We start from the raw sequence: 23,598 nt of genomic DNA, 5'->3' as shown, positions 1-23,598 counted from the left end.
GCCTTCACGGGAGACAAGGACGATGGATCTGCTGCAAGTGCGCGGCCTGCGCGCCGGCTACGGCAAGGCCGAGGTGCTCTCTGGCCTGGAACTGCGACTGCCCCAGGGCAGCGTGGTGACGGTGATCGGCCCCAACGGCGCCGGCAAGTCGACGACGCTCAACGCGCTGATGGGCGTGCTGCCCGCCCGGGGCGCGATCACCTTCGACGGGCGCGACATCATCGACGTGCCGCTCGAGGAGCGGGTGATGGCCGGCCTGGCGCTGGTGCCCGAGAAGCGCGAGCTGTTCTCGACGATGACGGTCGAGGACAACCTGGTGCTGGGCGGCTGGCGCCAGAAGCGCCGCGGCAATGCCCAGTGGCTGGAGCAGCTCGAACGGGTCTACGACCTGTTCCCGCGCCTGAAGGAGCGCCGCGACCAGCAGGCCGGCACCATGTCGGGCGGCGAGCGCCAGATGCTGGCCGTCGGCCGCGCGCTGATGAGCCAGCCCAAGGTGCTGATGCTCGACGAGCCCAGCCTGGGCCTGGCGCCGCTGATCGTGCGCGAGATCTTCCGCATCATCGAGCGGCTGCGCGAGACCGGCGTGTCCATCCTGCTGATCGAGCAGAACGCGCGCGCCGCGCTGGAAGTGGCCGACTACGGCTACGTGCTGGAGACCGGCGCGATCGCGCTGGAGGGCCCGGCGCGCGAGCTGGCGGTCGACCCGCGTGTCATCGAGACCTATCTGGGCGCCAAGAAATGAGCACGAGCTACACGCCTCCGCTGGAGCGCATGCGCTTCGTCATCGAGCAGGTGCTCGACGCGCCGGCCTCCTGGCGCGCGATGCCCGACTTCGCCGAGGTCGACGCCGATCTGGCGCGCGAGGTGCTGGCGCAGGCCGGCCGCTTCGCGCAGGACGTGATCGCGCCGCTCAACGGCCCGGCCGACCTGCAGGGCTGCACCTGGCGGCCTGATGGCTCGGTGACGACGCCCGACGGCTTCCCGGCCGCCTGGCAGGCCTTCGTCGAGGGCGGCTGGCCCGCCCTGCCCTGCGCGCCCGCCGACGGCGGCCAGGGCCTGCCGCAGCTGCTCAACGCCGCGCTCTTCGAGATGCTGGTGGGCGCCAACCACGCCTGGACGATGTATCCGGGCCTGCTGCACGGCGCCTGCGAGGCCATCGGCCACCACGCGGTGCCGGCGCTGCGCGAGCGCTACCTGCCCAAGGTCGTCAGCGGCGAATGGCTGGCGACGATGAACCTGACCGAGCCGCAGGCCGGCAGCGACCTCGGCCTGAGCCGCACCCGCTGCGAGCCGGTGGACGCGGCCGCGCCGGTCGTCAACGGCGCGGCGGTCACGGTCACCGGCCAGAAGATCTTCATCTCCGGCGGCGACCAGGACATGACGGACAACATCGTCCACCTGGTGCTGGCGCGCCTGCCCGGCGCGCCGGACGGCACCCGGGGCCTGACGCTGGTGCTGGTGCCCAAGATCCTGCCCGACGGCCGGCGCAACGGCGCCTGGTGCGACGGCATCGAGAAGAAGATGGGCATCAAGGGCAGCGCCACCGCGCAGATGCGCTTCGAGCAGGCCGAGGGCTGGATCCTGGGCGAGCCCAACGCCGGCCTGGCGGCGATGTTCCTGATGATGAACTCGGCGCGGCTGCATGTCGGCATGCAGGGCCTGGGGCACCTGGAGGCCGCCACCCGCATCGCCTCGGACTACGCGCAGGAGCGGCTGCAGCTGCGCGCGCCGAGCCGCCCGGCCGGCAGCGGCGCCAACACGGCCGCCGCCCGCGGCCCCGATCCGATCGCCTGGCATCCGGCGATGCGCCGCATCCTGCTCGACCTGCAGACGCAGACCGAGGGCGCGCGCGTCATCGCCTACTGGACGGCGCTGCTGCTCGACGAGGCCGAGCACCACCCGGACGCGGCGGTGCGCGCCCAGCGCCACGATCTGGTCGCCCTGCTCACGCCGGTGGTCAAGGCTTTCCTGACCCACCTGGGCCACCACGGCGCCAACGCGGCGCTGGGCGTGCTCGGCGGCCACGGCTATGTGCACGACTGGGGCATCGAGCAGCATGTGCGCGACAGCCGCATCGCGCTGATCTACGAAGGCACCAACGAGATCCAGGCCATCGACCTGCTGATGCGCAAGGTGCTCGACCGGCCGGGGCGGCTGGCGCTGCTGCTCGGGGTGCTGCGCGAGGAGGCCGACACGCTCGACGCGCAGGCCGAGGCCACGACCGCAGGCGATGCAGCCGGCCTGGCGCGCTGGGCCGCGCTGCTGCGCGAGGAGGCCGCGACCCTGGAGCGCGCCACCGCGACGCTGCAGCGCGAGCGTGCGACGCGGCCGGACCTGCCCTTCCTGGTCGCCGACGACTATCTGCAGGCGCTCGGCCATACGCTGCTGGCCTGGGCCTGGGCGCGCCTGATGCGCGCCAGCCTGGGTGAGGCGGACGCGGCGCGCCGCCAGCGCCTGCAGGCCCTGTGCGCCCACGGCCGCGACTGGCTGCTGCCGGCCTCGCGCTGGCGCTGGACGCGCATCGAATCCGGCGTGCCGGAGCTGGCGTGGCCGGGCCTCTGAGCCGCTCGCCTGCGGGCCCGCCGCCCGAGTCCGGGCAAGATGGCGGCATGGACACCTCCCCCGCCAAGAAGAATCCGGTCCGCCAGGGCGTGCTCGGCGATGTCGTCGGCTACCACGTCGCCCGTGCGCGGGTCACGACGCAGGCAATGTTCCTGCGCCATGTCGGCCAGCCGCTCGACCTGCGCCCGGTCGACTATTCGCTGCTGATGCTGCTCGACGCCAACACCCGGCTGACCCCGAAGCAGCTGGCGCAGGCGCTGGCGCTGTCGGCGCCGAACCTGACGATCATGCTCGACCGCATGCAGGAGCGCGGCCTGATCGAGCGCATCCGCAGCGAGACCGACCGGCGCTCGCAGCATGTGCTGCTGAGCTCGGCCGGCCGGGCGCTGACCGACCTGGCGCTGGCGCGCACGCCCGCGATGGAAGCCGACCTCGACGGCGCGCTCAGCCGCGCCGAGCGCGCGATGCTGATCGAGCTGCTCGACAAGGTGGCGCGCCACCAGGTCAGCGCCGCGGACTGAATCGCAACACATCAACACGCAAGAAGACGCGCCCTCACACCTGCCCAACCCATTGAAACATTCCGACCCGGAAGAATCGCCCTTCTCGACGGGAGGAAGAAACAATGGTTACGACAGGTTCCAGGCCGGGAAGCCGGATTCGAACAGCCACGGCAGCCAGCCTGATCGCGCTGCTGCTGGGCGGCTGCGGCGGCGCCAGCACGACCAGCGGCGGCGGCAGTGACGGCGCCGACGGCAGCGCCAGCTCGACCAGCAGCCTCGGCTGCAGCGACGTGGCCGGCGCTTCGGCACGCATCCAGGCGCGGATCAACCTGCTGCGCACGCAGGCACGCCAGTGCGGCGACACCCGCTTCGCAGCGGCCGGCGCGCTGAGCTGGAGCAGCACGCTGGCCAGCGCCGCGCAGGCCCATGCCAGCGACATGGCCGGCAGCAACTACTTCGATCACGTCGGTCTGGACGGCTCGACGCCCGCCAGCCGCGCCCGGCGGGCCGGCTACGCCAGCGATCAGGTCAGCGAGAACATCGGCGCGGGCTACACCTCGGCCGAAGCCGCGCTTCAGGGCTGGCTGGCCAGCGCCGGACACTGCAGCAACCTGATGAACGCCAATGTCCAGGATGTCGCGCTGGCCTGCACGCCCTCCAGCACCGCGCGGTACGGCAGCTACTGGGTGCTGATGCTCGGCCAGCGCTGAGGCTCGCCCCCCCGGCGGCCGCCGGGCTCAGGCTCAGATCTTCAGGATGTGCTGGCGGTAGTACTGCAGCTCGTCGATCGACTCGTGGATGTCGGCCAGCGCGGTGTGCTTCTGGTGCTTCTTGAAGCCCTCGACCAGACCGGGCTGCCAGCGCCGCGCCAGCTCCTTCAGCGTCGAGACATCGACGTTGCGGTAGTGGAAGAAGGCCTCCAGGCGCTTCATGTAGTTGGCCATGAAGCGGCGGTCCTGGCAGATGCTGTTGCCGCACATCGGCGAGGCCTTGGCGCTGACGTACTTGCGCAGGAACTCGATCACCTGCAGCTGCGCGGCGTCCTCGTCGATCGTCGAAGCCTTGACGCGGTCGATCAGGCCGCTCTTGCCATGCGTGCCCTTGTTCCAGGCGTCCATGCGGTCGAGCACCGCGTCGGACTGGTGCACCGCGATCACCGGGCCCTCGACGCGCACGTTGAGCTGCGCGTCGGTGACGACGACGGCGATCTCGATGATGCGGTCGGTCATCGGATCGAGGCCGGTCATCTCCATGTCGACCCAGATCAGGTTCTGGTCATGGCGGGCGAGCTCGGGAACCGCCGGGGCTTCGGGGCTGGCGGGAACAGTCAGGTCGGACATCGGGGACTCCATCGGAAGGCCGGGATTTTCCCACGCGCCATCGGCGAGAATGCCGCGCATGAACTCGCTTGTCGTGATGTCCGTCTTCGCCGCCGCCGTGGTGCTGCGGCTGGTGCTGCGGCTGTGGCTGATCGGCCGCCAGATCCGCCACGTGGCGCGCCACCGCGACGCGGTGCCGGCCGACTTCGCCGGCACCGTCACGCTGGAGGCCCACCGCAAGGCCGCCGACTACACGATCGCGCGCCAGCGCCTGGAGCTGCTGACCACCGCCTGGGGCAGCGCAGTGCTGCTGGGCTGGACGCTGCTGGGCGGACTGGACCTGCTCAACATCGCGGTGCGCGATGCCGTGCTGCCGCGCGGGGGCGATCTGGCCTACCAGATCGCGCTGGTGATGGCCGTCAGCGTGATCGGCAGCCTGATCGACCTGCCCTTCGACCTGTGGCGCACCTTCCGGCTGGAGCAGCGCTTCGGCTTCAACCGCATGACCTTCGGGCTGTGGCTGAAGGACGCGGCCGTCGGCGCGGTGGTCGGCGCGGTGGTCGGCGTGCCGCTGCTGGCGCTGGTGCTGTGGCTGATGGCCGCGGCCGGGCCGCTGTGGTGGCTGTGGGCCTTCGCGGCGCTGGCGGGCTTCACGCTGCTGATGCAGGTCGTCTATCCGACCGTCATCGCGCCGATGTTCAACAAGTTCCAGCCGCTGGCCGACGAGGCGCTGAAAGGCCGCGTCGAGGCGCTGATGCAGCGCTGCGGCTTTCGTGCGCAGGGGCTGTTCGTGATGGACGGCTCGCGCCGCTCGGCGCATGCCAACGCCTACTTCACCGGCTTCGGTGCCTCCAAGCGGGTGGTGTTCTTCGACACGCTGCTGTCGCGGCTGACGCCCGGTGAGGTGGAGGCGGTGCTGGCGCACGAGCTGGGCCATTTCCACCACCGCCATGTCCCGAAGCGCATCCTGACGCTGATGGGCGTGTGGCTGGCCAGCCTGGCGCTGCTGGGCTGGCTGATGGGCCAGGCCGCCTTCTACACCGGCCTGGGCGTGCAGCCCAACATGCTCGCGCCCAATCACGCGCTGGCGCTGCTGCTGCTGATGCTGGCCGGGCCGGTGTTCGGCTTCCTGCTGGCGCCGCTGACCGCCGCCAGCTCGCGCCGCCACGAGTTCGAGGCCGATGCCTACGCCTGCCGCCAGGCCTCGGGCGCCGATCTGCGCGCCGCGCTGCTCAAGCTCTTCCAGGACAATGCCTCGACGCTGACGCCGGACCCGGTGTACGTGCGCTTCCACTATTCCCACCCGCCCGCGTCGGAGCGCCTCGCCGCGCTGGCCGGGCGCTGACCCCCGCTTCATGCCGCAAACCATCGAACTCGACATCGGCCGCGTCATCGCCGGCCACGGCCGCCACTACATCGTCGAGACGCCCGAGGGCCGCGAGGTCCAGTGCAGCACCCGCGGCAAGAAGAGCGACTGCGTCGTCGGCGACCGGGTGCGCTGGCAGGTCACCGACAGCCGCGGCCACGAGGGCGTGATCGAGGCCATCGAGCCGCGGCGCAACCTGTTCTACCGCCAGGACGAGTGGAAGACCAAGTCCTTCGCCGCCAACCTCGACCGGCTGCTGGTGATGGTCGCCGCCGAGCCGGTCTTCAGCGAGAGCCAGCTCACCCGCGCGCTGATCGCCGCCGCGCATGCGGGCATCCCGGCGCACATCCTGCTCAACAAGACCGACCTGACGGAGGCCGCGGCCGCCGCGCGCGAGCGCCTGGCGCCCTACGCGGCGATGGGCCACCCGATCATCGAGGTGGCGCTGAAGACCCGCCCCGACGAGGCCCGCGAGCGCCTGGCCGCGCTCTCCAGCGGCGCCACGCTGGTACTCGGTCCCTCGGGCACCGGCAAGAGCACGCTGGTCAATCTGCTGGTGCCGGATGCGGCCGCGCAGGTCGGCGAGATCTCGACCGCGCTGAACTCCGGCCGCCACACCACCACGCACACCCGCTGGTACTGGCTCGACAGGGCCCACGAGGCGGCGCTGATCGACTCGCCCGGCTTCCAGGAATTCGGCCTGCGCCAGGTGCCGGTGGCCGATCTGGCCGCGCTGATGCCCGACTTCGCCCGCCACCTGGGCGAATGCCGCTTCGCCAACTGCAGCCACGACCATGAGCCCGGCTGCCAGGTGCTGGCGGCGCTGGAGCGCGGCGAGATCACCGACATCCGCCACCGCATCTACCTCGACCTGCGCGAGGAGCTGACCCGCACGCGCTGGTGAGGCGCCAGCGGCCCGCTCAGACCACCGGCTCGAGCACGGCCGCCGCCGCTCGCCACAGGCACTCGCGCAGCTGCTTCACCCGTGCCGACTCCAGCCGCCAGCTCTGCCAGTAGAGCGTGATCGTCAGGCTGTGGCCGGGGCAGAGGTCGACCAGCCGGCCGTCGGCCAGCATCTCGGCCACCAGCGGGCGCGGATGCAGGCCCCAGCCCAGGCCGGCCAGCGCCGCATCCAGAAAGCCCTGCGTCGAGGGCACCCACCACTGCGGCGGCACGCAGTCCTGCCCGGCCGCCTGGGTCAGGAAGCGGTGCTGCATCAGGTCCTTCTGGTTGAAGACCAGCATCGGCGCCTGCCGAAAGCCCTCGGCCAGCGAGCGGCCCTCGAAATGGCGGGCGCGGAAATCCGGGCTGACCGCCGCGACATAGCGCATCGAGCCCAGCGCGTCGACCCGGCAGCCGGCCACCGGCTCGGCCGCAGCGGTGACCGCGCCAACGACGGTGCCATTCTTCAGCCACTCGCGGGTGTGGTCCTGGTCATCGACCTGCAGCGCCACCGTGTCGCCGGTGCGGGCGTGGAAGTCCGACAGCGCCGGGACCACCCAGGTCGCCAGGCTGTCGGCGTTGACCGCGATCGGAATGCTGCGCGGCCCGACCGGATCGACCTCGGCCAGCGGCCGCAGGTCTTCGCGCAGATCGGCCTCGAGCAGCTCGATCTGCAGGAAATGCCGATACAGCCGCGCGCCCTCGGGCGTGGCCTCGGCCGGGCTGGCGCGCACCACCAGCATGCAGCCCAGGCGATCTTCCAGCGCACGCACCCGCTGCGAGATCGCCGAGGGCGTCACATGCAGCTCGCGCGCGGCCCGCTCGAAGGAGCCCAGGCGCAGCACCATCGCCAGCGCCCGCAGCGCCACCAGATCGATCATGAAGTGAAGTACAGCTTAATCATGCTTAGGAAGTTTAGCTGGTCTGCATGCGAGGCGACGCCTACGCTGGCGGCCATGAGCTTCAGCACCTTTTCCCTCTCGACCTACTTCCTGGGCATGGCGACCTGCGCCGGCCTGATCATCGCGATCGGCGCGCAGAACGCCTTCATCCTGCGCCAGGGCATCCGGCGCGAGCATGTGGGCGCGGTCGTCGCGGTGTGCACGCTGTCGGACGTGCTGCTGATCGCGCTGGGCACCGCCGGCATCGGCCTGGTGTCGGACCGGCTGCCGATGGTGGTGCCAGTGATCACGGTGGCCGGCATCCTGTTCCTGTCGGTCTATGGCTGGCAGGCCGCCCGGCGGGCCTGGCAGCCGGCAGCATCCGGACTGAGCAGCCGCGAGGATGACGCGCCGGTCGGCCGCGGGCGGGTGATGCTGCAGGCCGCCGCCTTCAGCTGGCTCAATCCGCATGCCTGGCTGGACACCACGGTGCTGATCGGCTCGCTGGCCAATGCGCAAGGGGCGGATGGGCGCTGGGCCTTCGCGGCCGGCGCGGCCTCGTCGAGCCTGCTGTGGTTCACGCTGCTGGCCTGGGCGGCCGGCCGGCTGGCGCCGCTGTTCCGCCGCCCGCAGACCTGGCGGATCTTCGATGCCAGCGTCGCGCTGATGATGATGGGCCTGGCCGGCGGGCTGACGATGCGCTCGCTGCACCCCTGAGCCAGACACTGGCGGCAGGCGCGCGAACGACCTCAGCCGAGCAGATTGGCCAGCGACAGCAGCGCCAGCAGCAGCATCCACAGCACCATCGAGCGCCAGACCAGCCCGACCACCGAGCGCAGATGCGCCAGCGTCGGGGCCGCGCCCGGCATGCTGCCCTGGCCATCATCCTCGTCGACCGGCAGCATCGCGTCGAAGGTCGTCGACACGGACCCAGGCGCGATGACCGGCGCCGGCGCGCCCCCGAGCGACACGCCGCAGGCGCCGGCAGCGGCCGACAGCAGGATGCCGTCGTTGTCGTTCTTCCAGAGGCCGGCGTGCTGACGCCAGCCGTCGACCGCCTCCTCGAAGTTGCCGACCACCGCGAAGCCAGCGGCCGTCATGCGCGCCGGCCCGTAGTCGAGCACCGAGAAGGCCAGCTGCGAGCGCCGCGACAGCCCCTCGTTGACCGCTGCGACCTCGGCGCGGGTCTTGAAGGCCCAGTAGCGCGAGCAGAACTCGGCCATGCGGTAGACCACCGCGCCGACCGGCCCCAGCCCCATCGCCGAGCCCAGCACGAACCAGAAGAACACGCCGAAGACATGGCGATGCGCGGCCAGCAGCGCATGCTCGATGACATGGCGCAGCAGCTCGGTGCGCGGCAGCTCGCTGGCATCGAGATGGCGCCACTGCTGCAGCACCGTGCGCGCGCGCTCCTCCTGGCCCTGCTCGAGCGCATCGCGGATGTCGGTGAAGTGATGGCTGAACTGGCGGAAACCCAGCGTCAGGTAGAGCACCACCAGATTCCACAGCAGGGCCAGCAGCACGCTGTAGTGGTCCAGCAGCTTGAACACGCCGAACACCAGCAGCGAGGGCACGCTCAGCGTGACCGCCCAGACCACCCAGGCATGGTGCTCGCGGCCGGCGTCGAAGTTGCGCGCCGTCCAGCGCGCCCAGTCGATCAGGGACTCATGCACAGGATTGCCCTGCGGCAGCGGACGCAGCTGCTCGACGATCAGGGCCAGCAGGACGGCAAGAAAACTCATGTCACGAATGATAGCGGTGCCGATGCCGCTCCCGCCTGAGCCCGCGCCAGGAAGTGGTAGAGGTTGCGCAGCATCGCGGCCGTCGCTCCCCAGATGAAATATTCGCGCTCGCCCTCACGCCATGGCATCGACAGGAAGCGCCTGCCGGCATCGCCGTCGAGCTGGTGGATGCGGTGATGGGCCGGCGTCATCAGGAACTGCAGCGGCACCTCGAAGGCCTCGGCCACCTCGAAGGCGTCGAGCGAGAGTTCGAAGGGCGGGTGCACCAGCGCGACCACCGGCGTGACCCGGTAGGCGGTCACGGTGGTGTAGACCGGCAGCGCACCGATCACCTCGACATGGCGTGCATCCAGGCCCACCTCCTCGCGCGCCTCGCGCAGCGCGGTCACCACCGGATCGGTCTCGCCCGGATCGACGCGGCCGCCGGGAAAGCTGATCTGGCCGGCATGGTCGCGCAGGTGGTCGGTGCGGCGGGTCAGCAGCACCCGCAGGCCATCGTCGCGCGGCACCAGCGGCACGAGGACCGCGGCAGCGGCCGGCGCGCGGTCGGCGAGAGGGCCGCCACCATCGCCGGGAAGCTCGGGCGGCCAGTCGGTCGGCGCGGTGGCGAAGACATGCCGCAAGACCGGCGGCAGCAGCTGCTGCGGCGGCAGCGCGGGCAGGTGATCGTCGACGCGCAGCACCGGCACGGCGCGCGGATCACGGATGAGCGGGGGTCGGGCCATGCTTTCCAGCATAGGCCGAAAATGACAAGGCCGCCCGAAGGCGGCCTTGCAGCTTTGCCGATGATCTGACGATCAGGCCAGCTTTTCCTTGATGCGGGCCGACTTGCCGCTGCGCTGGCGCAGGTAGTACAGCTTCGCACGGCGGACGTCGCCGCGGCGCTTGACTTCGATCGAAGCGATCAGCGGGCTGTACAGCTGGAACGTGCGTTCCACGCCTTCGCCGCTGGAGATCTTGCGGACGATGAAGTTGCTGTTCAGGCCACGGTTGCGGCGGGCGATCACGACGCCTTCGTAGGCCTGGACGCGCTTGCGGGTGCCTTCGACGACGTTGACGCTGACGATCACCGTGTCGCCGGGGGCGAACTCGGGGATGGTCTTGTTGAGACGAGCAATTTCTTCTTGCTCGAGTTGACGGATCAGATCCATGGGGGGCTCCTGAGATCGTGCCTGCAGATCGGCGGAGGTGCCCGCGCTCGGACACCTGATTGCCTTCAGGCAGAGGATCAAAACCAAAGATTATAGCTCGATTTTCGACGGCACCTGCGCCAGGAACTGCTCGTCGGCGCGGCTGAGCCGTCCTGCGGCCCTCGCCGCCTCGATCAGGTCGGGCCGGCGCCGGGCGGTGATGGCAAGCTGCTGCTCGCGCCGCCAGCGCTGGATGCGGGCATGGTGGCCCGACATCAGCACCTCAGGCACCGCGTCATCGCCCAGGCGTTCGGGGCGGCTGTAGTGCGGGCAGTCGAGCAGGCCGTCGGAGAAGCTGTCCTGCTCGTGCGAGGCCACGGCGTGCAGCACGCCGGGCTGCAGCCGGGTGACCGCATCGAGCAGCGTCAGCGCCGGCAGCTCGCCGCCCGACAGCACGAAGTCGCCCAGGCTGATCTCCTCGTCGACATGGCGGTCGACGAAGCGCTGGTCGATGCCCTCGTAGCGGCCGCACAGCAGCACCGCGCCGGGCGAGGCCGCCAGGCGCTGCACCCGCGCCTGCGTCAGCGGCGCGCCGGCCGGGCTGAACAGGATCACCGGCGCGCGCGCGCCCTCGGGCTCGGCGCGGTCGGCGCGCACCGCCGTCAGCGCCCGCTCCAGCGGCTCGACCAGCATCACCATGCCGGGGCCACCGCCGTAGGGCCGGTCATCGACCCGGCGATAGTTGTCGTCGGCGAAGTCGCGCAGCGGCCACAGCCGCACATCGACCTGGCGCGTCGCGTAGGCACGGCGGGTCACGCCGACCTTCATGAACGGGTCGAACAGCTCGGGGAAGAGGGTCAGGACGTCGAAGCGCATGCCATCCGGTCCGGCACGCGGCGCCCGCGCGACGGCAAGTCAGTAGTCGAGGCCCCAGTCGGCGGTGATGCGCCGTCCGGGCAGGTCGACGCCATCGATGTAGGCGGCGACGAAGGGAATCATGCGCTCGACGGTGCGCGCCTTGCCGGCGGCATCGGTCGAGGCCTGCTCGAGCCGCATCACGCAGTGCGGCCCGGTGTCGATCATCTCGGCGACGGTGCCCAGCGGCTCGCCCTCGCGGTTGACGACCTCCAGGCCGATCAGATCGACCCAGTAGTACTCGCCGTCATCGGTCGAGGGGAAGCTCTGGCGCGACACGAAGATGCGCGCGCCCTTGAGCGCCTCGGCACCATTGCGGTCGGCGACTTCGCGCACCGACGCGACGATGCCGTCGCCGTGCTCCTTGACCAGCGTCACATGCAGCTGGCGGGGCAGCGACGGCGCATCCTTCGGACGCGGCTTGCCGGCCGGCGGCTGCAGGAACCAGCGGCGGGACGAAAACAGCGCCTGGGGATCGGCGGCATGCGGCTGCACGCGCAGCCAGCCCTTGATGCCCCAGGCATCCTGCACCCGCGCGACCTCGACGGCGTCGTCGGGCCAGGCCACGTCGTCGTCGTGAGGCAGCGTGTTCATCGGAATCCGTTCAGGTCAGACGAGAAGTGCAGGAAGACCGGCTTGCAGACCGATCTCAGGCAGCAGCAGCGGCCGGAGCGACGGCAGCGCCCTTGGCCTGCTTGACCAGGCGGTCGACGGTCGGCGACATCTGGGCGCCGACACCGGTCCAGTACTCGACGCGGTCGAAGGCGACGCGCAGGGCTTCGGCCTGGCCGGAAGCGACCGGGTTGTAGAAGCCGACGCGCTCGATGAAGCGGCCGTCACGGCGCTCGGCCTTCGGGGCGACGACGATGTTGTAGAACGGGCGCTTCTTGGAGCCGCCGCGGGACAGACGAATCACGACCATGATGTTTCCTCGATCAGAAGGTGTCAGGTTCGGGGCGCAGGTACCGGTGCCCCGGAATGACCGGTGATCCACAGGACCAGGAGACACGCAGGCCGGCAGATCGAAGTGACGATGGCGATTGCATTGACAATCAGGCTTCTCCCGGCCCCGTTAGATACGTGCTGCGTGGCATGCTGCCGATCAGCCGTCACCGGAAAACCCGAGATTATAAGCTGCCTTCGATGCCCGAGACACTGATTCGCCCCAGCCTGCCGACCGACGTGGCGGCCATCGCCGAGATTCATGCCCGGAACGTGTTCCACGGCACCGGGACCTGATCGCGAGATCGACTTGAGCGCCCGCCCCCGCTCCAAGACCCGCGCGGCCTGGCTGACGCTGCTGGGCGGCAGCTTCGGCCTGCACCGCTTCTGGCGTCACGGCTTGCGCGACGCCTGGGGGTGGCTGCATCTGCTGGCCACGCTGACCGGGCTGGCCGGCCTGCAGCGGCTCGACGCCTTCGGCATCGACGATGCGCAGGCGGCCTGGATGCTGCCGCTGGGCGGACTGTCCTTCGCCGCGGCGATGCTCGCCACCATCCTGACCGGCCTGACGCCCGACGAGCGCTGGGACGCGCATCACAACGCCGGGCGCAGCGGGGGCACGCCGCCCAGCGGCTGGGGCGCGGTGCTGGCGGTGATCGCCGCGCTGCTGATCGGCACGACGGTGCTGATGTCGTCGATCGCCTTCGGCCTGCAGCGCTGGTTCGAGGTGCAGGCCGAGGCGGATCAGCCGACGCCTCAGAGGATCAGCGTGCCCAGGTAGTAGGCGCCGGCCGCGACCGCCGCCGAGGCCGGAATCGTGAAGATCCAGGCCCAGACGATGTTGCCGGCCACGCCCCAGCGCACGGCCGAGGCCCGCTGGGTGGAGCCCACGCCGACGATGGCGCCGGTGATGGTGTGCGTGGTCGACACCGGCACGCCCAGCCAGGACGCCAGGAACAGCGTCATCGCGCCGCCGGTCTCGGCGCAGAAGCCGCCGACCGGCTTGAGCTTGGTGATCTTCTGGCCCATGGTCTTGACGATGCGCCAGCCGCCGAACATCGTGCCCAGGGCGATGGCGATGTAGCACGACCAGATGACCCAGCCCGGCGGCATGTCGTCGGTGGCGCTGGTGTAGCCGGTGGCGATCAGCAGCATCCAGATGATGCCGATGGTCTTCTGCGCGTCGTTGCCGCCGTGACCCAGGCTGTACAGGCCGGCGGAGACCAGCTGCAGGCGCCGGAACCAGTTGTCGATCCGGATCGGTGTGCTGCGCCGGAAGATCCACGCCACCACCACCATCAGCAGCGAGCCCAGGATGAAGCCCAGCGTCGGCGAGACCAGGATGAAGGCGACCGTCTTCCAGATGCCCGCACCGATCAGCGCGTCCAGTCCGGCCTTGGCGGTCACCGAGCCGACGATGCCGCCGATCAGCGCATGCGAGGAGCTCGACGGGATGCCGTAGAACCAGGTGACCACGTTCCAGGTGATCGCCCCGACCAGCGCGCCGAAGACGACGTGATAGTCGACGATGCCCGGCTCGACGATGCCCTTGCCGACGGTGGCGGCGATCTTCAGGTGGAAGATGCCGATGGCGATGAAGTTGAAGAAGGCCGCGAACAGCACCGCCTGCTGCGGCTTGAGCACGCCGGTGGACACGACGGTGGCGATGGAGTTGGCCGCGTCATGGAAGCCGTTCATGAAGTCGAACAGCAGCGCCAGCGCCACCAGCAGCACGACCACCCAGAGACTGACCTGGATTGCGTCCATGATGGCTCAGGAGTTCTCGAGGACGATGCCCTCGATCAGGTTGGCCACGTCCTCGCACTTGTCGGTGATCGACTCGAGCATCTCGTAGATCGCCTTGAGCTTGATCAGCTCGCGGATGTCCTGCTCCTCGCGGAACAGGCGCGACATCGCCGAGCGCATCACCCGGTCGGCGTCGGACTCGAGGCGATCGATCTCCTCGCAGGTCTTGACGGTGGCCTCGGCGACGCTGTGGTCGCTGAGCTTGCCCAGCAGCGACACCGCATGCGCGACGCGCTCGCCGCACTTGGCCGCCAGGTCGCCCAGGCGCAGCACCTCCTCGGTGATGGTGCGCACGTCGTACAGCGCCAGCGTCTCGGAGACATCCTGGAACAGGTCCAGCACATCGTCCATCGCGTTGATCAGGCCGTGGATCTGCTCGCGGTCGATCGGGGTGATGAAGGTCTTGTGCAGCAGGCGGTTGACCTCGGCGGTCACCTTGTCGGCGGCATGCTCGGCCGCATCCACCTCGGCGGCGTACTTCTCGCGCAGATAGGTGTCGCCGTAGTTCTGCAGCAGGCTCTGGAAGGAGCGCGATCCGGCGACCATCGCCTCGCCGTGCTTGTTGAACAGTTCGAAGAAATTGCCTTCGCGCGGCAGCAGCTTGCCGAACAGCATGTTGAGCTCCAGGGGGGAGAGGGACAGGAACGGTCAGGGGGTGACCGAATGCCCGCCGGGCGGCGGCAACCTGTCACGGAATTGTCATGATTGGAAACGTTGGAGTGTAGCCGCTTGGCGGGCACAGGCCGGAAACGTTTCAGCCGGGCCGGCGCTCCAGGCCCTGTTCGCGGGCCAGCCGGTCGGCAAGCTGCTGCAGCGCCGCCACGTCGGCGTGTCCGGGCAGCGGCAGCGCGCCGTCCAGCGCGGCCTGCAGCTCCAGCAGCGGCAGCAGCACGAAGGCGCGCTCGAGCAGGCGCGGATGCGGCAGCAGCAGCACCGGATCGGTGCTGCGCAGGTCGTCGATCAGCAGCACGTCGAGGTCGAGCGTGCGCGGCGCGTTGCGCCAGGGGCGCTCGCGGCCATGTGCGTTCTCGATGGCCTGCAGCGCCGCGAGCAGCTCCAGCGGCGCCAGCCGGGTCTCGATCGCGGCGACCGCGTTCAGGTAGTCCGGGCCGGACGAATCGACCGGCCGACTGCACCAGCGCCCGGACACGCCCAGCCAGCGGCTGCGCGGCAGCGCGGCGATCGCGGCACAGGCCGCGTCCAGCGTCGCATCCAGATCGCCGAGATTGGCGCCAAGACCGATGACGGCGCGGCGCGGCAGCGAGTCCGGCGCGGACTCAGTCACCGCCGGACTCGGCCTCGGCGAAGGCCGGCGCGCCGTCGGCACGCACACCCGCAGGCTTGCGGCGGCGGCGGCGCTTCTTGGCCGGACCGCCGGCCGTGCCGGCGGCGGCCTCGGCCGGCAGCTCGCCGGCAGCCACCGCGGCGCGGCGCGCCTGGTCCTGCTGGCGCGCCTCGACGAAGAGCGCCTCGCGCAGCGCGTCGTCGGCGGTCGAGAAGCGCTCCCACCAGTGCGCCAGGTCGGCGTCGGCCTCACCGGTGTCGGCGCGCAGGCGCAGGAAGTCGAAGCCGGCACGGAAGCGCGGCTGCGCCACCAGCGTCAGCGCCGCCGACGGGGTGCGGCGCTCCAGGCGCGGCTGCATCATCCAGATCTCGCGCATGTCGGCCGCCAGCTTGCCGCGGCCGGAAATGTCGCCAATGCGCGCGTCGAACACCGCGTCGATCGCCAGCTGCAGCGCCGGCACCGGCGGCTCGCCGCGGGCGCGCAGCTCGTCGGCGCGGCGCACCACGTCATGCCAGAGCATGCACGCCAGCATGAAGCTCGGCGCCACCGGCTTGCCCTCGCCGACGCGGCGGTCGGTGTCGGCCAGCGCGCGCTGGATGAACTGCTCGCGCCCGTCGTGGGCGTGCGCCTCGTCGAGCACCGCATCCAGGATCGGGAAGATGCCGCTGTGCAGGCCCTGCTTGCGCAGCTCCTCCAGGCTGGCCAGCGAGTGGCCCGTCTGCAGCAGCTTGATCATCTCGTCGAACATCCGGCTGGCCGGCACCGCCGAGAGCAGCTCGGCGCAGGCGCGGATCGGCTCGCGGGTGCCCGGCTCGATCTCGAAGCCCAGCTTGGCGGCGAAGCGCACCACGCGGATGATGCGCACCGGGTCCTCGCGGTAGCGGGTGACCGGGTCGCCGATCATGCGCAGCACGCGGGCCTGGGCGTCGGCGATGCCGTCGTGGTAGTCGACGACGATGCGCCGGCGCGGGTCGTAGTAGAGCGCGTTGACGGTGAAGTCGCGCCGCGCCGCATCCTCGTCCTGCGGGCCCCAGACGTTGTCGCGCAGCACCCGACCGCTGGCGTCGACCACATGGCTCTTGTCGGCCAGCGCCGCGCGCGAGGTCTTCTCGTGGCCCTCGACCTGCTCGGCCGCGGCCGGGTCGAGGTAGGCGCGGAAGGTCGAGACCTCGATCACCTCGTGCTCGCGGCCGCGGCCGTGCACGACGTGGACGATGCGGAAGCGCCGGCCGATGATGAAGGCGCGCCGGAACAGGCCCTTGACCTGCTCGGGCGTGGCGTTGGTGGCGACGTCGAAGTCCTTGGGGCGGTGGCCCAGCAGCAGGTCGCGCACCGCGCCGCCGACGATGTAGGCCTCGAAGCCCGCGTCCTGCAGCGTGGTGACCACCTTGACCGCGCGGTCGTCGAGCAGCGAGGGGTCGATGCGGTGCACCGAGGCCGGCACCTCGACGCGGCGGCCGCGCACCGGGCCGGCCACGGCCGAGGCGAGCTCGGCGGCAGCCGCCGCCACCGGCGTCGGCTCGACCGGCAGCGGCCGTGACGCGATCGGCTCGGGCACGGCCGCCGGACGCAGCGAAACCGCCTCGAGGACGGTCTCGCCGACCGGGGTGGACAGGCTCGACTTGCCGAGCAGCTTGCGAATGATGTTCTTGATCATGGGAAGAGACGCAGTATGCGCCAGCCGCGCTGCGTGGCGGTGGCCTCGAGCGCCGGGCTCGGGTTGGTGGCCACCGGATCGGTGGCGATCTCCAGCAGCGGCAGGTCGTTGGGCGAGTCGCTGTAGACGCTCACCCCGGAGAAGTCGGCCAGCGAGGCGCCCTGCCCGGCCAGCCAGTCGTGCACGCGCGCGACCTTGCCCTCGCGGAAGGTCGGCGTGCCGCGCACCCGGCCGAGCCAGCGGCCGTCGGCCTCGCGCTCGAGCTGCACCGCCAGCAGGTGCTCGACGCCGAACTCGGCGGCGATCGGCGTGGTGACGAACTCGTTGGTCGCGGTGACGATGGCCACCAGATCGCCGCGGCGCTGGTGATGGCGCACCAGCTCCAGCGCCTGCGGCAGCACCTTCGGGCGCAGCACCTCGGCCAGGAAGCGCTCGCGCGCGGCCAGGGCCTCGGCCAGCGGGCGGCTGCGCCACACCGCGGTGGCGAAGTCGATGTAGGCGTTCAGGTCGAGCGTGCCGGCCTGGTAGTCGGCGTAGAAGGCGTCGTTGCGGCGGCGGAACTCGTCGGCATCGGCCCAGCCGATCTCGACCATGAAGCTGCCGAAGGCGTGGTCGGAATCGATCGGGATCAGCGTGTGATCCAGGTCGAACAGGCAAAGCTGGCGGGAGGGTGCGGTCATCGGTTCGGTTTGTCGGGTCAAGCCCGTTTCAGATCTCGTCCGGCTCGGCCAGCATCTGCCGCAGCAGTGCCAGCGTCACCGCCTTCTTGCTCGACAGCGCGTAGCGGTCGAGCCGGTCGAGCAGCTCCATCAGCGGCACCAGCTCGTTGCCGGCGCGGCCCACCAGCTCGGCCATCATCTCGTCGTCGAGGGTGATGCCGCGCCGCTCGGCCTCGCGGCGCAGCAGCGCGCGCACCTGCTCGTCGGTCGGCGGCACCAGGCGGTAGACCAGCCCCCAGGCCAGCCGGGTGCGCAGGTCGTCGCGCACCGGCAGGTCCACCGGCGGCAGCCGCCCGGCCGCCAGGATCGGCACGCCCAGCGTCGTGGCCTCGACGAACATGCGGAAGGCCTCGTGCTGGCGGCGCCGATCATAGCGGTCGCAGTCGTCGAGGATCAGCAGCCGGGCCTCCTCGTCGAACTCCCAGGGCACCGGCGACTTCAGGTCGAAGGCCGCCACCCGCAGCCCGAAGGACTGCGTCTGGCTGGCCGCGGCCTGCATCAGGTGCGACTTGCCGCTGCCCGGCGGACCCCACAGGTACAGCGGCATCGTCGGGTTGGGCGCCAGCAGCGCCATCAGCACCTGCTCCCACTGCGCGTTGGCGCCGGGAACGAAGGTATCGAAGCGCAGCACCGGCTCCGGCCCGAAGGCCAGCGGCACCTGTCGCATCGTCGAGGACGGGTCACGGGACATGCGTGCGGAGGAAGTCGTTTCGTTGTCGTTCGGGCATCAGCCACGGTAGAGCCGGCTGTCGACGTAGGCGCGTCGCACCCGGCGCAGCGCCACCAGCACCAGCGCACCCGCCGGCAGCGCCAGCAGCACGCCGACGAAGCCGAACAGGTGCCCGAAGGCCAGCAGCGCGAAGATCACCGCGATCGGGTGCAGACCGATGCGCTCGCCGACCAGACGCGGCGTCAGCACGAAGCTCTCGAGCACCTGGCCGACCCCGTAGATCAGCAGCACCGCACCGGCGCCGTACAGACTGGCGAACTGCAGCACCCCGGCCAGCAGCGCCAGCGCCGCGCCCAGGCCGAAGCCCAGGTAGGGAATGAAGATCGCCAGCCCGGTGAACACGCCCAGCGGCAGCGCCAGCTCGAAGCCGGCCAGCGCCAGGGCCGAAGTGTAGAAGGTCGCCAGCACCAGCATCAGCAGCAGCTGTCCGCGCAGATACTGCCCCAGCACCTGGTCGCACTCCTCGGCGAAGCCGCAGACCGCCTCCAGATGGCGCGGCGGCACCAGCCGGCGCAGCCGCCCGGTCAGCATCGGCCAGTCCAGCAGCAGGTAGAACATCACCACCGGCACCAGCACCGCATTGCCCACCAGCGCCAGCAGCACGCTGCCGCCGATGCGCGCCGAGCTCAGCAGCGCGGCCAGCATGTCCTCGCCGCTGGCATCGAGGTACTTGACCACGAAGGCCTTGATGCCGGCAATGTCCAGCCGCACGCTGAGGCCGTACTGCGCCAGCCACGGCGCCAGTCCGTCGTTGATGCGCGCGGCCAGCTGCGGGATCTGCTCGCGCAGCCGGGGCAGCTCGTGCGAGATGACCGGCACGATCAGCAGCAGCACGCCCAGCAGCGCGGCCATCGCGATCAGCTCGACCAGCAGCGCGGCCAGCGCCCGCGGCAGACGCAGATGCCGCTGCAGCCGCCCGACCGCCGGCTGCAGCGCATAGGCCAGGACCAGCGCCGCCAGGAAGGGCGTGAGCACCGGCGCCAGCAGCCACAGCAGCAGCCCGGCCAGCAGCGCCACGCCCAGCCAGGCCAGCATCAGGCCACGCTGGCGGATCAGCGGGAGCAAAGGGCGCAGGGAACTTGTCATCGGAGGGATCAGTGCCAGCGCGGCGGTCCGGCCTCGCGCAGTGCCGTCAGCTGCGCGCCGATGCGGCGCCGGTCGGCCGCCCCCCGGCCAGCATGATCGAGATAGCACTGCAGATCCTCGATCGCCTCGGTGGTCAGGCCGAGCTGCGCCAGCGTCAGGCCGCGCTCGCGCCGGCAGGTCCAGTTCTCCGGCTCGAGCGCGACCTGCCGGTGCTGGATCTGCAGCAGGCGCGCCGGATCGCCGTCGGCCCGGTGGACCCGCTCGAGGTTGCGCAGCATGCGCGACAGGATCTCGCGCGCCGAAGCTGGCTGCAGATGCTCGGCCAGCAGCTCGCCCAGCGCGCCGGAGGCCGCCTCGACACCGAGCCGCGACATCGCGTCCAGATCCAGCCAGGGCTCGAGCCGCTCTTCCAGCTCGTGACGCGACAGCGAGCGCCCGCTGAGCGGATCGATCACCGCCTCGCCCATCGGCAGGTGCAGCTTGACCAGGAAATGCCCCGGGAACGCCAGCCCGTCGGCCTGCAGGCCGATCTGGCCGGCCAGTTCCAGATAGATCACCGCCAAGGACACCGGAATGCCGCGCCGCTGGCGCAGCACCTGATGCAGATGGCTGCAGGCCGGCTCGTCGACATCGCCGGCGGTGAAGCCCAGGTCCTTGTAGAGAAAATGATGCAGGGCCTGCACCCGCTGCAGCGGCGAGGCATCGGCGGCCAGGCGCTTGCGCAGCCGCCAGGCCAGCGTGTCGAGCTCGGTCTGCACCGCCTGCAGGTCCAGCCCCGGCTCCTCGGCCTGCGCGATCGCGGCCGCCGCCTCGGTCAGGGAGAGGCTGTCATCGTCGGCGACCAGCGCGGCGAAATACTCGAGCGGGGACAGGGAGCTGCGGTCCATGGAGCGAAAGTGTATCGACAGCGCGCCCGATGACCGCGGATTCGTGCCGATCTCACTGCCGACGCGCGAACTGGCGCAGGTCCAGCCCCAGCAGCCGCAGCACGCCGAAATACAGCAGCGCCACCCCGCCAAGCACCCCGGCGAGCACCAGCGCGCGCCAGCCCGGCTGGCTGCGCAGACCGATCCAGTCGATCGCCTGTGCAGCCCAGGCCAGCGCCGCGCCCAGCGCCACGCAGCCGACCACCACACGCAGCGCAAAGCCGCGCCAGCCCGGCTCGGGCCGGTAGCTGCCGCGCCGGCGCAGCCCCGTCAGCAGCCAGGTCGCGTTGACCAGCGCCGCCAGACCGATCGACAGCGCCAGCCCCGCATGACCGAGCATAGGCACGAAGACCAGATTCATCAGCTGCGTCAGCCCGAGCACGGTGATGGCGATGCGCACCGGGGTGCGGATGTCCTGCTTGGCGTAGAAGCCCGGTGCCAGCACCTTGATCGCCACCAGCCCCATCAGACCGGCGCCGTAGCCCATCAGCGCGATCACCGTCTGGCGCACATCCTCGGCGGTGAAGGCGCCGTAGTGGTACAGCACCGCCACCAGCGGCTGCGGAAACACCAGCAGCGCCACCGCGCACGGCAGCGCCAGCAGCACCACCAGGCGCAGGCCCCAGTCGAGCAGGCCCGAGTAGCGCTCGGTCTCGCCCTTGGCCTGCGCGGCCGAGAGCTGCGGCAGCAGCACCACGCCCATCGCCACGCCCAGCAGCGCGGTCGGGAACTCCATCAGCCGGTCGGCATAGGTCAGCCAGGACACCGAGCCCGCCACCAGATGCGAGGCGATCTGGGTGTTGACCAAGAGCGAGAGCTGCGCGACCGACACCCCCAGCAGCGCCGGCGCCATCTGCTTGAGGATGCGGTGCACGCCCTCGTGGGCCCAGGCGCGGCGCAGCGCCGCCGGCCCCAGCCCCAGGCGCGGCAGCATGCCGATGCGTTTCAGCGCCGGCACCTGCACCGCCAGCTGCAGCACGCCGCCGACCATCACCCCGACCGCCAGCGCATAGACCGGCCGCACGCCCCAGACCTCGAACTGCGGCCGCAGCAGCCAGGCGGCGGCGATCACGCTCAGGTTCAGCAGCACCGGCGTGGCGGCAGGCACCACAAAATGCTTCCACGAATTCAGGATGCCCGCCGACAGCGCCACCAGCGACATGCAGCCGATGTACGGAAACATGAGCCGGGTCATCACCACCGCGGCCTCCTGGCCGTCGGCCGGCAGGCCCGAGGCCATCGCCCAGACCAGCACCGGCGCGCCGATCACCCCCAAGGCGCACACCACCACCAGCGCCCACAGCAGCACGGTGGCCACCGCATCGATCAGCGTCTGCGTCTTCTCGTCACCCTCGGTGGCCCGCGAGGCGGCCAGAATGGGCACGAAGGCCTGCGAGAACGCGCCCTCGGCGAAGAGCCGCCGCAGCAGGTTCGGGATGCGGAACGCGACCTGGAAGGCATCGGTGGCGGCACTCGCGCCAAAGGCGGCAGCAATGAGCTGTTCGCGCACCAGCCCGGTGATGCGCGAGGCCAGCGTGAGCGCCGACACGACGGAGGCAGAACGAAGCAGACTCATGGATGGGGACTTGAGCGTCAGGGGTCGCAGGTCTTGCGATTATCAATGCTATACTGCTAGGCTTTTCCACCCGGAACACGAAACACACCATGGCCACCTCGTCCAAAGCCAAGAAGAAGACCGTCCGCATTGCCTCGGGTCGCAAGCGTGCGCGTCAGGATGTCAAGCTCAACGCCGCCAACACCGCGCTGCGCTCGAAGTTCCGCACCGCCGTCAAGGGCGTGCTGAAGGCCGTCGCCTCCGGTGACAAGTCCAAGGCTGGCGACACCTTCAAGACCGCCCAGGCCGTGATCGATTCGATCGCCGACAAGGGCATCTTCCACAAGAACAAGGCCTCGCGCATCAAGAGCCGCCTGTCGGCCAAGATCAAGGCCCTGGCTCCGGCCCAGGCCGCCGCCTGAATCAGCTGATCCGGGTGGATCCCAGCAAAAGCCCGCTTGCGCGGGCTTTTTGCTTTGCGCGAAGGGCTCAGCCCCCCGCCACCTTGTCCGCCTCGCTGGTGAAGGCATCGGCGAAGAATTCCTCCTCCGGCAGACCGCAGGCCGCGACGAAGTCGCGCTGTGCCGACTGCACCATCACCGGCGCGCCGCAGGCGTAGACCTGATGGCCCGACAGATCGGGCAGATCGGCCATCACCGCCTGATGGACAAAGCCGGTGCGCCCGTCCCAGCCCGCGTCCGGCTCGGAGAGCACCGGCACGAAGCGCAGCCACGGCAGCCGTGCGACCGCCGCCTCGGCCCAGTCGCGCAGATAGAGATCGGCCGCCTTGCGCGCGCCCCAGTACAGCACCGTCGGCCGCGTCAGACCCTTGGCCTCCATGTGCTCGATCAGCGCCTTGATCGGCGCAAAACCCGTGCCCGAAGCGAGCATCACCACCGGCTTGGCGCTGTCCTCGCGCAGGAAGAAGGTGCCGAACGGCCCTTCCATGCGCAGGATCTCCTTCTCCTTCATCGCGCCGAAGACATGGTCGGTGAAGCGCCCGCCCGGCATGTGGCGGATGTGCAGCTCCATGACGCCCTGCGCCAGCTCGGGCGCGCTGGCCATCGAGTAGCTGCGGCGCGCGCCGTCGCGCAGGATGAACTCGACGTACTGGCCCGCGTGGTACTGGAAGGCCTGGTTGGCCGGCAGCTGCAGCTTCAGCACCGCGACATCGTCGGCCGCGCGCGTGATCGAGATCACCCGCGTGGGCATCTTCAGCACCGGGAACTGGTCGGCGGCCGTGACCTGGCGCGACTCGATGACGCAGTCGGTCTGCGGCGTGGCGCAGCAGCTCAGGATCAGGCCGGCGGCCTCCTCCTCGGCGCTGAGCGCCTTGAGCTGGTGCGCGCCGTGGATCACCCGGCCCTCGAGCAGGCGGCTCTTGCACGAGCCACAGGCGCCGTCCTTGCAGCCATAGGGCAGACCGATGCCCTGGCGGATCGCCGCGGGCAGCATGACCTCGTCGCGCGCGACCTCGAACTGGCGGCCGGAGGGCTGGACGGTCACGGTGAAATTCATCTCTTATCCTTCGG

General features: G+C 70.6%; 28 protein-coding genes. 10 read left to right on the top strand and 18 right to left on the bottom strand.

Features of this window, described 5'->3' with window-relative positions:
* Nucleotides 1-22 precede the first annotated feature (22 nt).
* From BW996_RS00660 to BW996_RS00645, 4 genes are all read left to right on the top strand, one after another.
* Nucleotides 23-742, top strand: a complete 720-nt coding sequence (locus BW996_RS00660) for an ABC transporter ATP-binding protein (RefSeq protein WP_037479310.1) — start codon at nucleotides 23-25, stop codon at nucleotides 740-742.
* Nucleotides 739-2,562 (top strand): acyl-CoA dehydrogenase family protein, encoded by a 1,824-nt coding sequence (locus BW996_RS00655; protein WP_037479312.1) that lies wholly within the window; start codon nucleotides 739-741, stop codon nucleotides 2,560-2,562. The genes BW996_RS00660 and BW996_RS00655 overlap by 4 nt, the downstream gene beginning before the upstream one ends.
* A 47-nt stretch (nucleotides 2,563-2,609) precedes the next feature.
* Complete coding sequence (locus tag BW996_RS00650; RefSeq protein ID WP_037479314.1) at nucleotides 2,610-3,083, top strand: MarR family winged helix-turn-helix transcriptional regulator; 474 nt, start codon at nucleotides 2,610-2,612, stop codon at nucleotides 3,081-3,083.
* 104 nt (nucleotides 3,084-3,187) lie between these two features.
* Nucleotides 3,188-3,775 (top strand): CAP domain-containing protein, encoded by a 588-nt coding sequence (locus tag BW996_RS00645; RefSeq protein ID WP_051631661.1) that lies wholly within the window; start codon nucleotides 3,188-3,190, stop codon nucleotides 3,773-3,775.
* Nucleotides 3,776-3,808: 33 nt separating this feature from the next.
* On the opposite strand, the gene orn is transcribed toward BW996_RS00645, so the two are convergent.
* Complete coding sequence (orn, locus tag BW996_RS00640; RefSeq protein WP_037479409.1) at nucleotides 3,809-4,405, bottom strand: oligoribonuclease; 597 nt, start codon at nucleotides 4,403-4,405, stop codon at nucleotides 3,809-3,811.
* A gap of 58 nt (nucleotides 4,406-4,463) precedes the next feature.
* On the opposite strand from orn, the gene BW996_RS00635 reads away from it, so the two are divergent.
* Nucleotides 4,464-5,729: a M48 family metallopeptidase gene (locus BW996_RS00635; protein ID WP_037479416.1), complete on the top strand. Its 1,266-nt coding sequence runs from the start codon at nucleotides 4,464-4,466 to the stop codon at nucleotides 5,727-5,729.
* Between the two features lie 10 nt (nucleotides 5,730-5,739).
* Nucleotides 5,740-6,654 carry a ribosome small subunit-dependent GTPase A gene (rsgA, locus tag BW996_RS00630; RefSeq protein ID WP_037479316.1) on the top strand — a complete coding sequence of 305 codons (915 nt, stop codon included), beginning with the start codon at nucleotides 5,740-5,742 and terminating at the stop codon, nucleotides 6,652-6,654.
* A gap of 16 nt (nucleotides 6,655-6,670) precedes the next feature.
* On the opposite strand, the gene BW996_RS00625 is transcribed toward rsgA, so the two are convergent.
* Nucleotides 6,671-7,573 carry a LysR family transcriptional regulator ArgP gene (locus BW996_RS00625; RefSeq protein ID WP_037479319.1) on the bottom strand — a complete coding sequence of 301 codons (903 nt, stop codon included), beginning with the start codon at nucleotides 7,571-7,573 and terminating at the stop codon, nucleotides 6,671-6,673.
* 75 nt (nucleotides 7,574-7,648) lie between these two features.
* On the opposite strand from BW996_RS00625, the gene BW996_RS00620 reads away from it, so the two are divergent.
* A complete protein-coding gene (locus tag BW996_RS00620; protein ID WP_051631662.1) occupies nucleotides 7,649-8,290 on the top strand; it encodes a LysE/ArgO family amino acid transporter in 642 nt (213 codons plus the stop codon).
* Nucleotides 8,291-8,322: 32 nt separating this feature from the next.
* Here BW996_RS00620 and BW996_RS00615 read toward each other — a convergent pair whose 3' ends face one another.
* The 6 genes from BW996_RS00615 to rpsP form a co-directional block, all read right to left on the bottom strand.
* Nucleotides 8,323-9,315 (bottom strand): CobD/CbiB family protein, encoded by a 993-nt coding sequence (locus tag BW996_RS00615; RefSeq protein WP_037479322.1) that lies wholly within the window; start codon nucleotides 9,313-9,315, stop codon nucleotides 8,323-8,325.
* Complete coding sequence (locus BW996_RS00610) at nucleotides 9,312-10,040, bottom strand: CoA pyrophosphatase (RefSeq protein WP_051631670.1); 729 nt, start codon at nucleotides 10,038-10,040, stop codon at nucleotides 9,312-9,314. Before BW996_RS00610 ends, BW996_RS00615 begins: the two co-directional genes overlap by 4 nt.
* Nucleotides 10,041-10,112: 72 nt before the next feature.
* Nucleotides 10,113-10,466 (bottom strand): 50S ribosomal protein L19, encoded by a 354-nt coding sequence (rplS, locus tag BW996_RS00605; protein WP_037479324.1) that lies wholly within the window; start codon nucleotides 10,464-10,466, stop codon nucleotides 10,113-10,115.
* A 90-nt stretch (nucleotides 10,467-10,556) separates the two neighbouring features.
* Nucleotides 10,557-11,321, bottom strand: coding sequence for a tRNA (guanosine(37)-N1)-methyltransferase TrmD (gene trmD / locus BW996_RS00600; protein ID WP_037479326.1), 765 nt, complete (start codon nucleotides 11,319-11,321; stop codon nucleotides 10,557-10,559).
* Nucleotides 11,322-11,360: 39 nt separating this feature from the next.
* Nucleotides 11,361-11,954, bottom strand: a complete 594-nt coding sequence (rimM, locus tag BW996_RS00595) for a ribosome maturation factor RimM (RefSeq protein WP_037479327.1) — start codon at nucleotides 11,952-11,954, stop codon at nucleotides 11,361-11,363.
* A gap of 55 nt (nucleotides 11,955-12,009) precedes the next feature.
* On the bottom strand, nucleotides 12,010-12,282 hold the full coding sequence (rpsP, locus tag BW996_RS00590) for a 30S ribosomal protein S16 (protein ID WP_037479328.1): 273 nt from the start codon (nucleotides 12,280-12,282) through the stop codon (nucleotides 12,010-12,012).
* 170 nt (nucleotides 12,283-12,452) lie between these two features.
* Here rpsP and BW996_RS21560 point away from each other — a divergent pair, with 170 nt between their 5' ends.
* Both BW996_RS21560 and BW996_RS00585 read left to right on the top strand, forming a co-directional pair.
* Nucleotides 12,453-12,599 carry a hypothetical protein gene (locus BW996_RS21560; RefSeq protein ID WP_156027823.1) on the top strand — a complete coding sequence of 49 codons (147 nt, stop codon included), beginning with the start codon at nucleotides 12,453-12,455 and terminating at the stop codon, nucleotides 12,597-12,599.
* A gap of 13 nt (nucleotides 12,600-12,612) precedes the next feature.
* On the top strand, nucleotides 12,613-13,083 hold the full coding sequence (locus tag BW996_RS00585; protein ID WP_139330678.1) for a hypothetical protein: 471 nt from the start codon (nucleotides 12,613-12,615) through the stop codon (nucleotides 13,081-13,083).
* Here BW996_RS00585 and BW996_RS00580 read toward each other — a convergent pair.
* The 9 genes from BW996_RS00580 to murJ form a co-directional block, all read right to left on the bottom strand.
* A complete protein-coding gene (locus BW996_RS00580; protein ID WP_037479329.1) occupies nucleotides 13,059-14,069 on the bottom strand; it encodes an inorganic phosphate transporter in 1,011 nt (336 codons plus the stop codon). The genes BW996_RS00585 and BW996_RS00580 overlap by 25 nt on opposite strands.
* 6 nt (nucleotides 14,070-14,075) lie before the next feature.
* Nucleotides 14,076-14,723, bottom strand: a complete 648-nt coding sequence (locus BW996_RS00575) for a DUF47 domain-containing protein (protein ID WP_037479331.1) — start codon at nucleotides 14,721-14,723, stop codon at nucleotides 14,076-14,078.
* A gap of 139 nt (nucleotides 14,724-14,862) precedes the next feature.
* Complete coding sequence (gene folK / locus BW996_RS00570; RefSeq protein ID WP_051631664.1) at nucleotides 14,863-15,393, bottom strand: 2-amino-4-hydroxy-6-hydroxymethyldihydropteridine diphosphokinase; 531 nt, start codon at nucleotides 15,391-15,393, stop codon at nucleotides 14,863-14,865.
* Entirely contained in the window at nucleotides 15,386-17,050 is a 1,665-nt protein-coding gene (pcnB, locus tag BW996_RS00565) for a polynucleotide adenylyltransferase PcnB (protein ID WP_241461850.1), read from the bottom strand. The genes folK and pcnB overlap by 8 nt, the downstream gene beginning before the upstream one ends.
* Entirely contained in the window at nucleotides 17,047-17,730 is a 684-nt protein-coding gene (locus tag BW996_RS00560; protein WP_037479332.1) for a histidinol-phosphatase, read from the bottom strand. The genes pcnB and BW996_RS00560 overlap by 4 nt, the downstream gene beginning before the upstream one ends.
* Nucleotides 17,731-17,758: 28 nt before the next feature.
* Nucleotides 17,759-18,460 carry an HdaA/DnaA family protein gene (locus BW996_RS00555; RefSeq protein WP_241461852.1) on the bottom strand — a complete coding sequence of 234 codons (702 nt, stop codon included), beginning with the start codon at nucleotides 18,458-18,460 and terminating at the stop codon, nucleotides 17,759-17,761.
* 36 nt (nucleotides 18,461-18,496) lie between these two features.
* Complete coding sequence (locus BW996_RS00550; RefSeq protein ID WP_037479430.1) at nucleotides 18,497-19,534, bottom strand: AI-2E family transporter; 1,038 nt, start codon at nucleotides 19,532-19,534, stop codon at nucleotides 18,497-18,499.
* A gap of 59 nt (nucleotides 19,535-19,593) precedes the next feature.
* Nucleotides 19,594-20,472: a SirB1 family protein gene (locus BW996_RS00545; RefSeq protein ID WP_037479333.1), complete on the bottom strand. Its 879-nt coding sequence runs from the start codon at nucleotides 20,470-20,472 to the stop codon at nucleotides 19,594-19,596.
* A gap of 52 nt (nucleotides 20,473-20,524) precedes the next feature.
* Nucleotides 20,525-22,087 carry a murein biosynthesis integral membrane protein MurJ gene (gene murJ / locus BW996_RS00540; protein ID WP_037479334.1) on the bottom strand — a complete coding sequence of 521 codons (1,563 nt, stop codon included), beginning with the start codon at nucleotides 22,085-22,087 and terminating at the stop codon, nucleotides 20,525-20,527.
* A gap of 89 nt (nucleotides 22,088-22,176) precedes the next feature.
* Here murJ and rpsT point away from each other — a divergent pair, with 89 nt between their 5' ends.
* Complete coding sequence (gene rpsT / locus BW996_RS00535) at nucleotides 22,177-22,488, top strand: 30S ribosomal protein S20 (protein WP_037479336.1); 312 nt, start codon at nucleotides 22,177-22,179, stop codon at nucleotides 22,486-22,488.
* A 67-nt stretch (nucleotides 22,489-22,555) separates the two neighbouring features.
* Here rpsT and BW996_RS21970 read toward each other — a convergent pair whose 3' ends face one another.
* Nucleotides 22,556-23,584 carry a CDP-6-deoxy-delta-3,4-glucoseen reductase gene (locus BW996_RS21970; protein WP_037479338.1) on the bottom strand — a complete coding sequence of 343 codons (1,029 nt, stop codon included), beginning with the start codon at nucleotides 23,582-23,584 and terminating at the stop codon, nucleotides 22,556-22,558.
* Nucleotides 23,585-23,598 lie beyond the last annotated feature (14 nt).

The sequence above is a fragment of the Sphaerotilus natans genome, assembly GCF_900156335.1.
Lineage (GTDB): Bacteria > Pseudomonadota > Gammaproteobacteria > Burkholderiales > Burkholderiaceae_C > Sphaerotilus > Sphaerotilus natans.
Note: the sequence above shows the minus strand (reverse complement) of the source record. Positions and strands in the feature narration are given on the sequence as shown.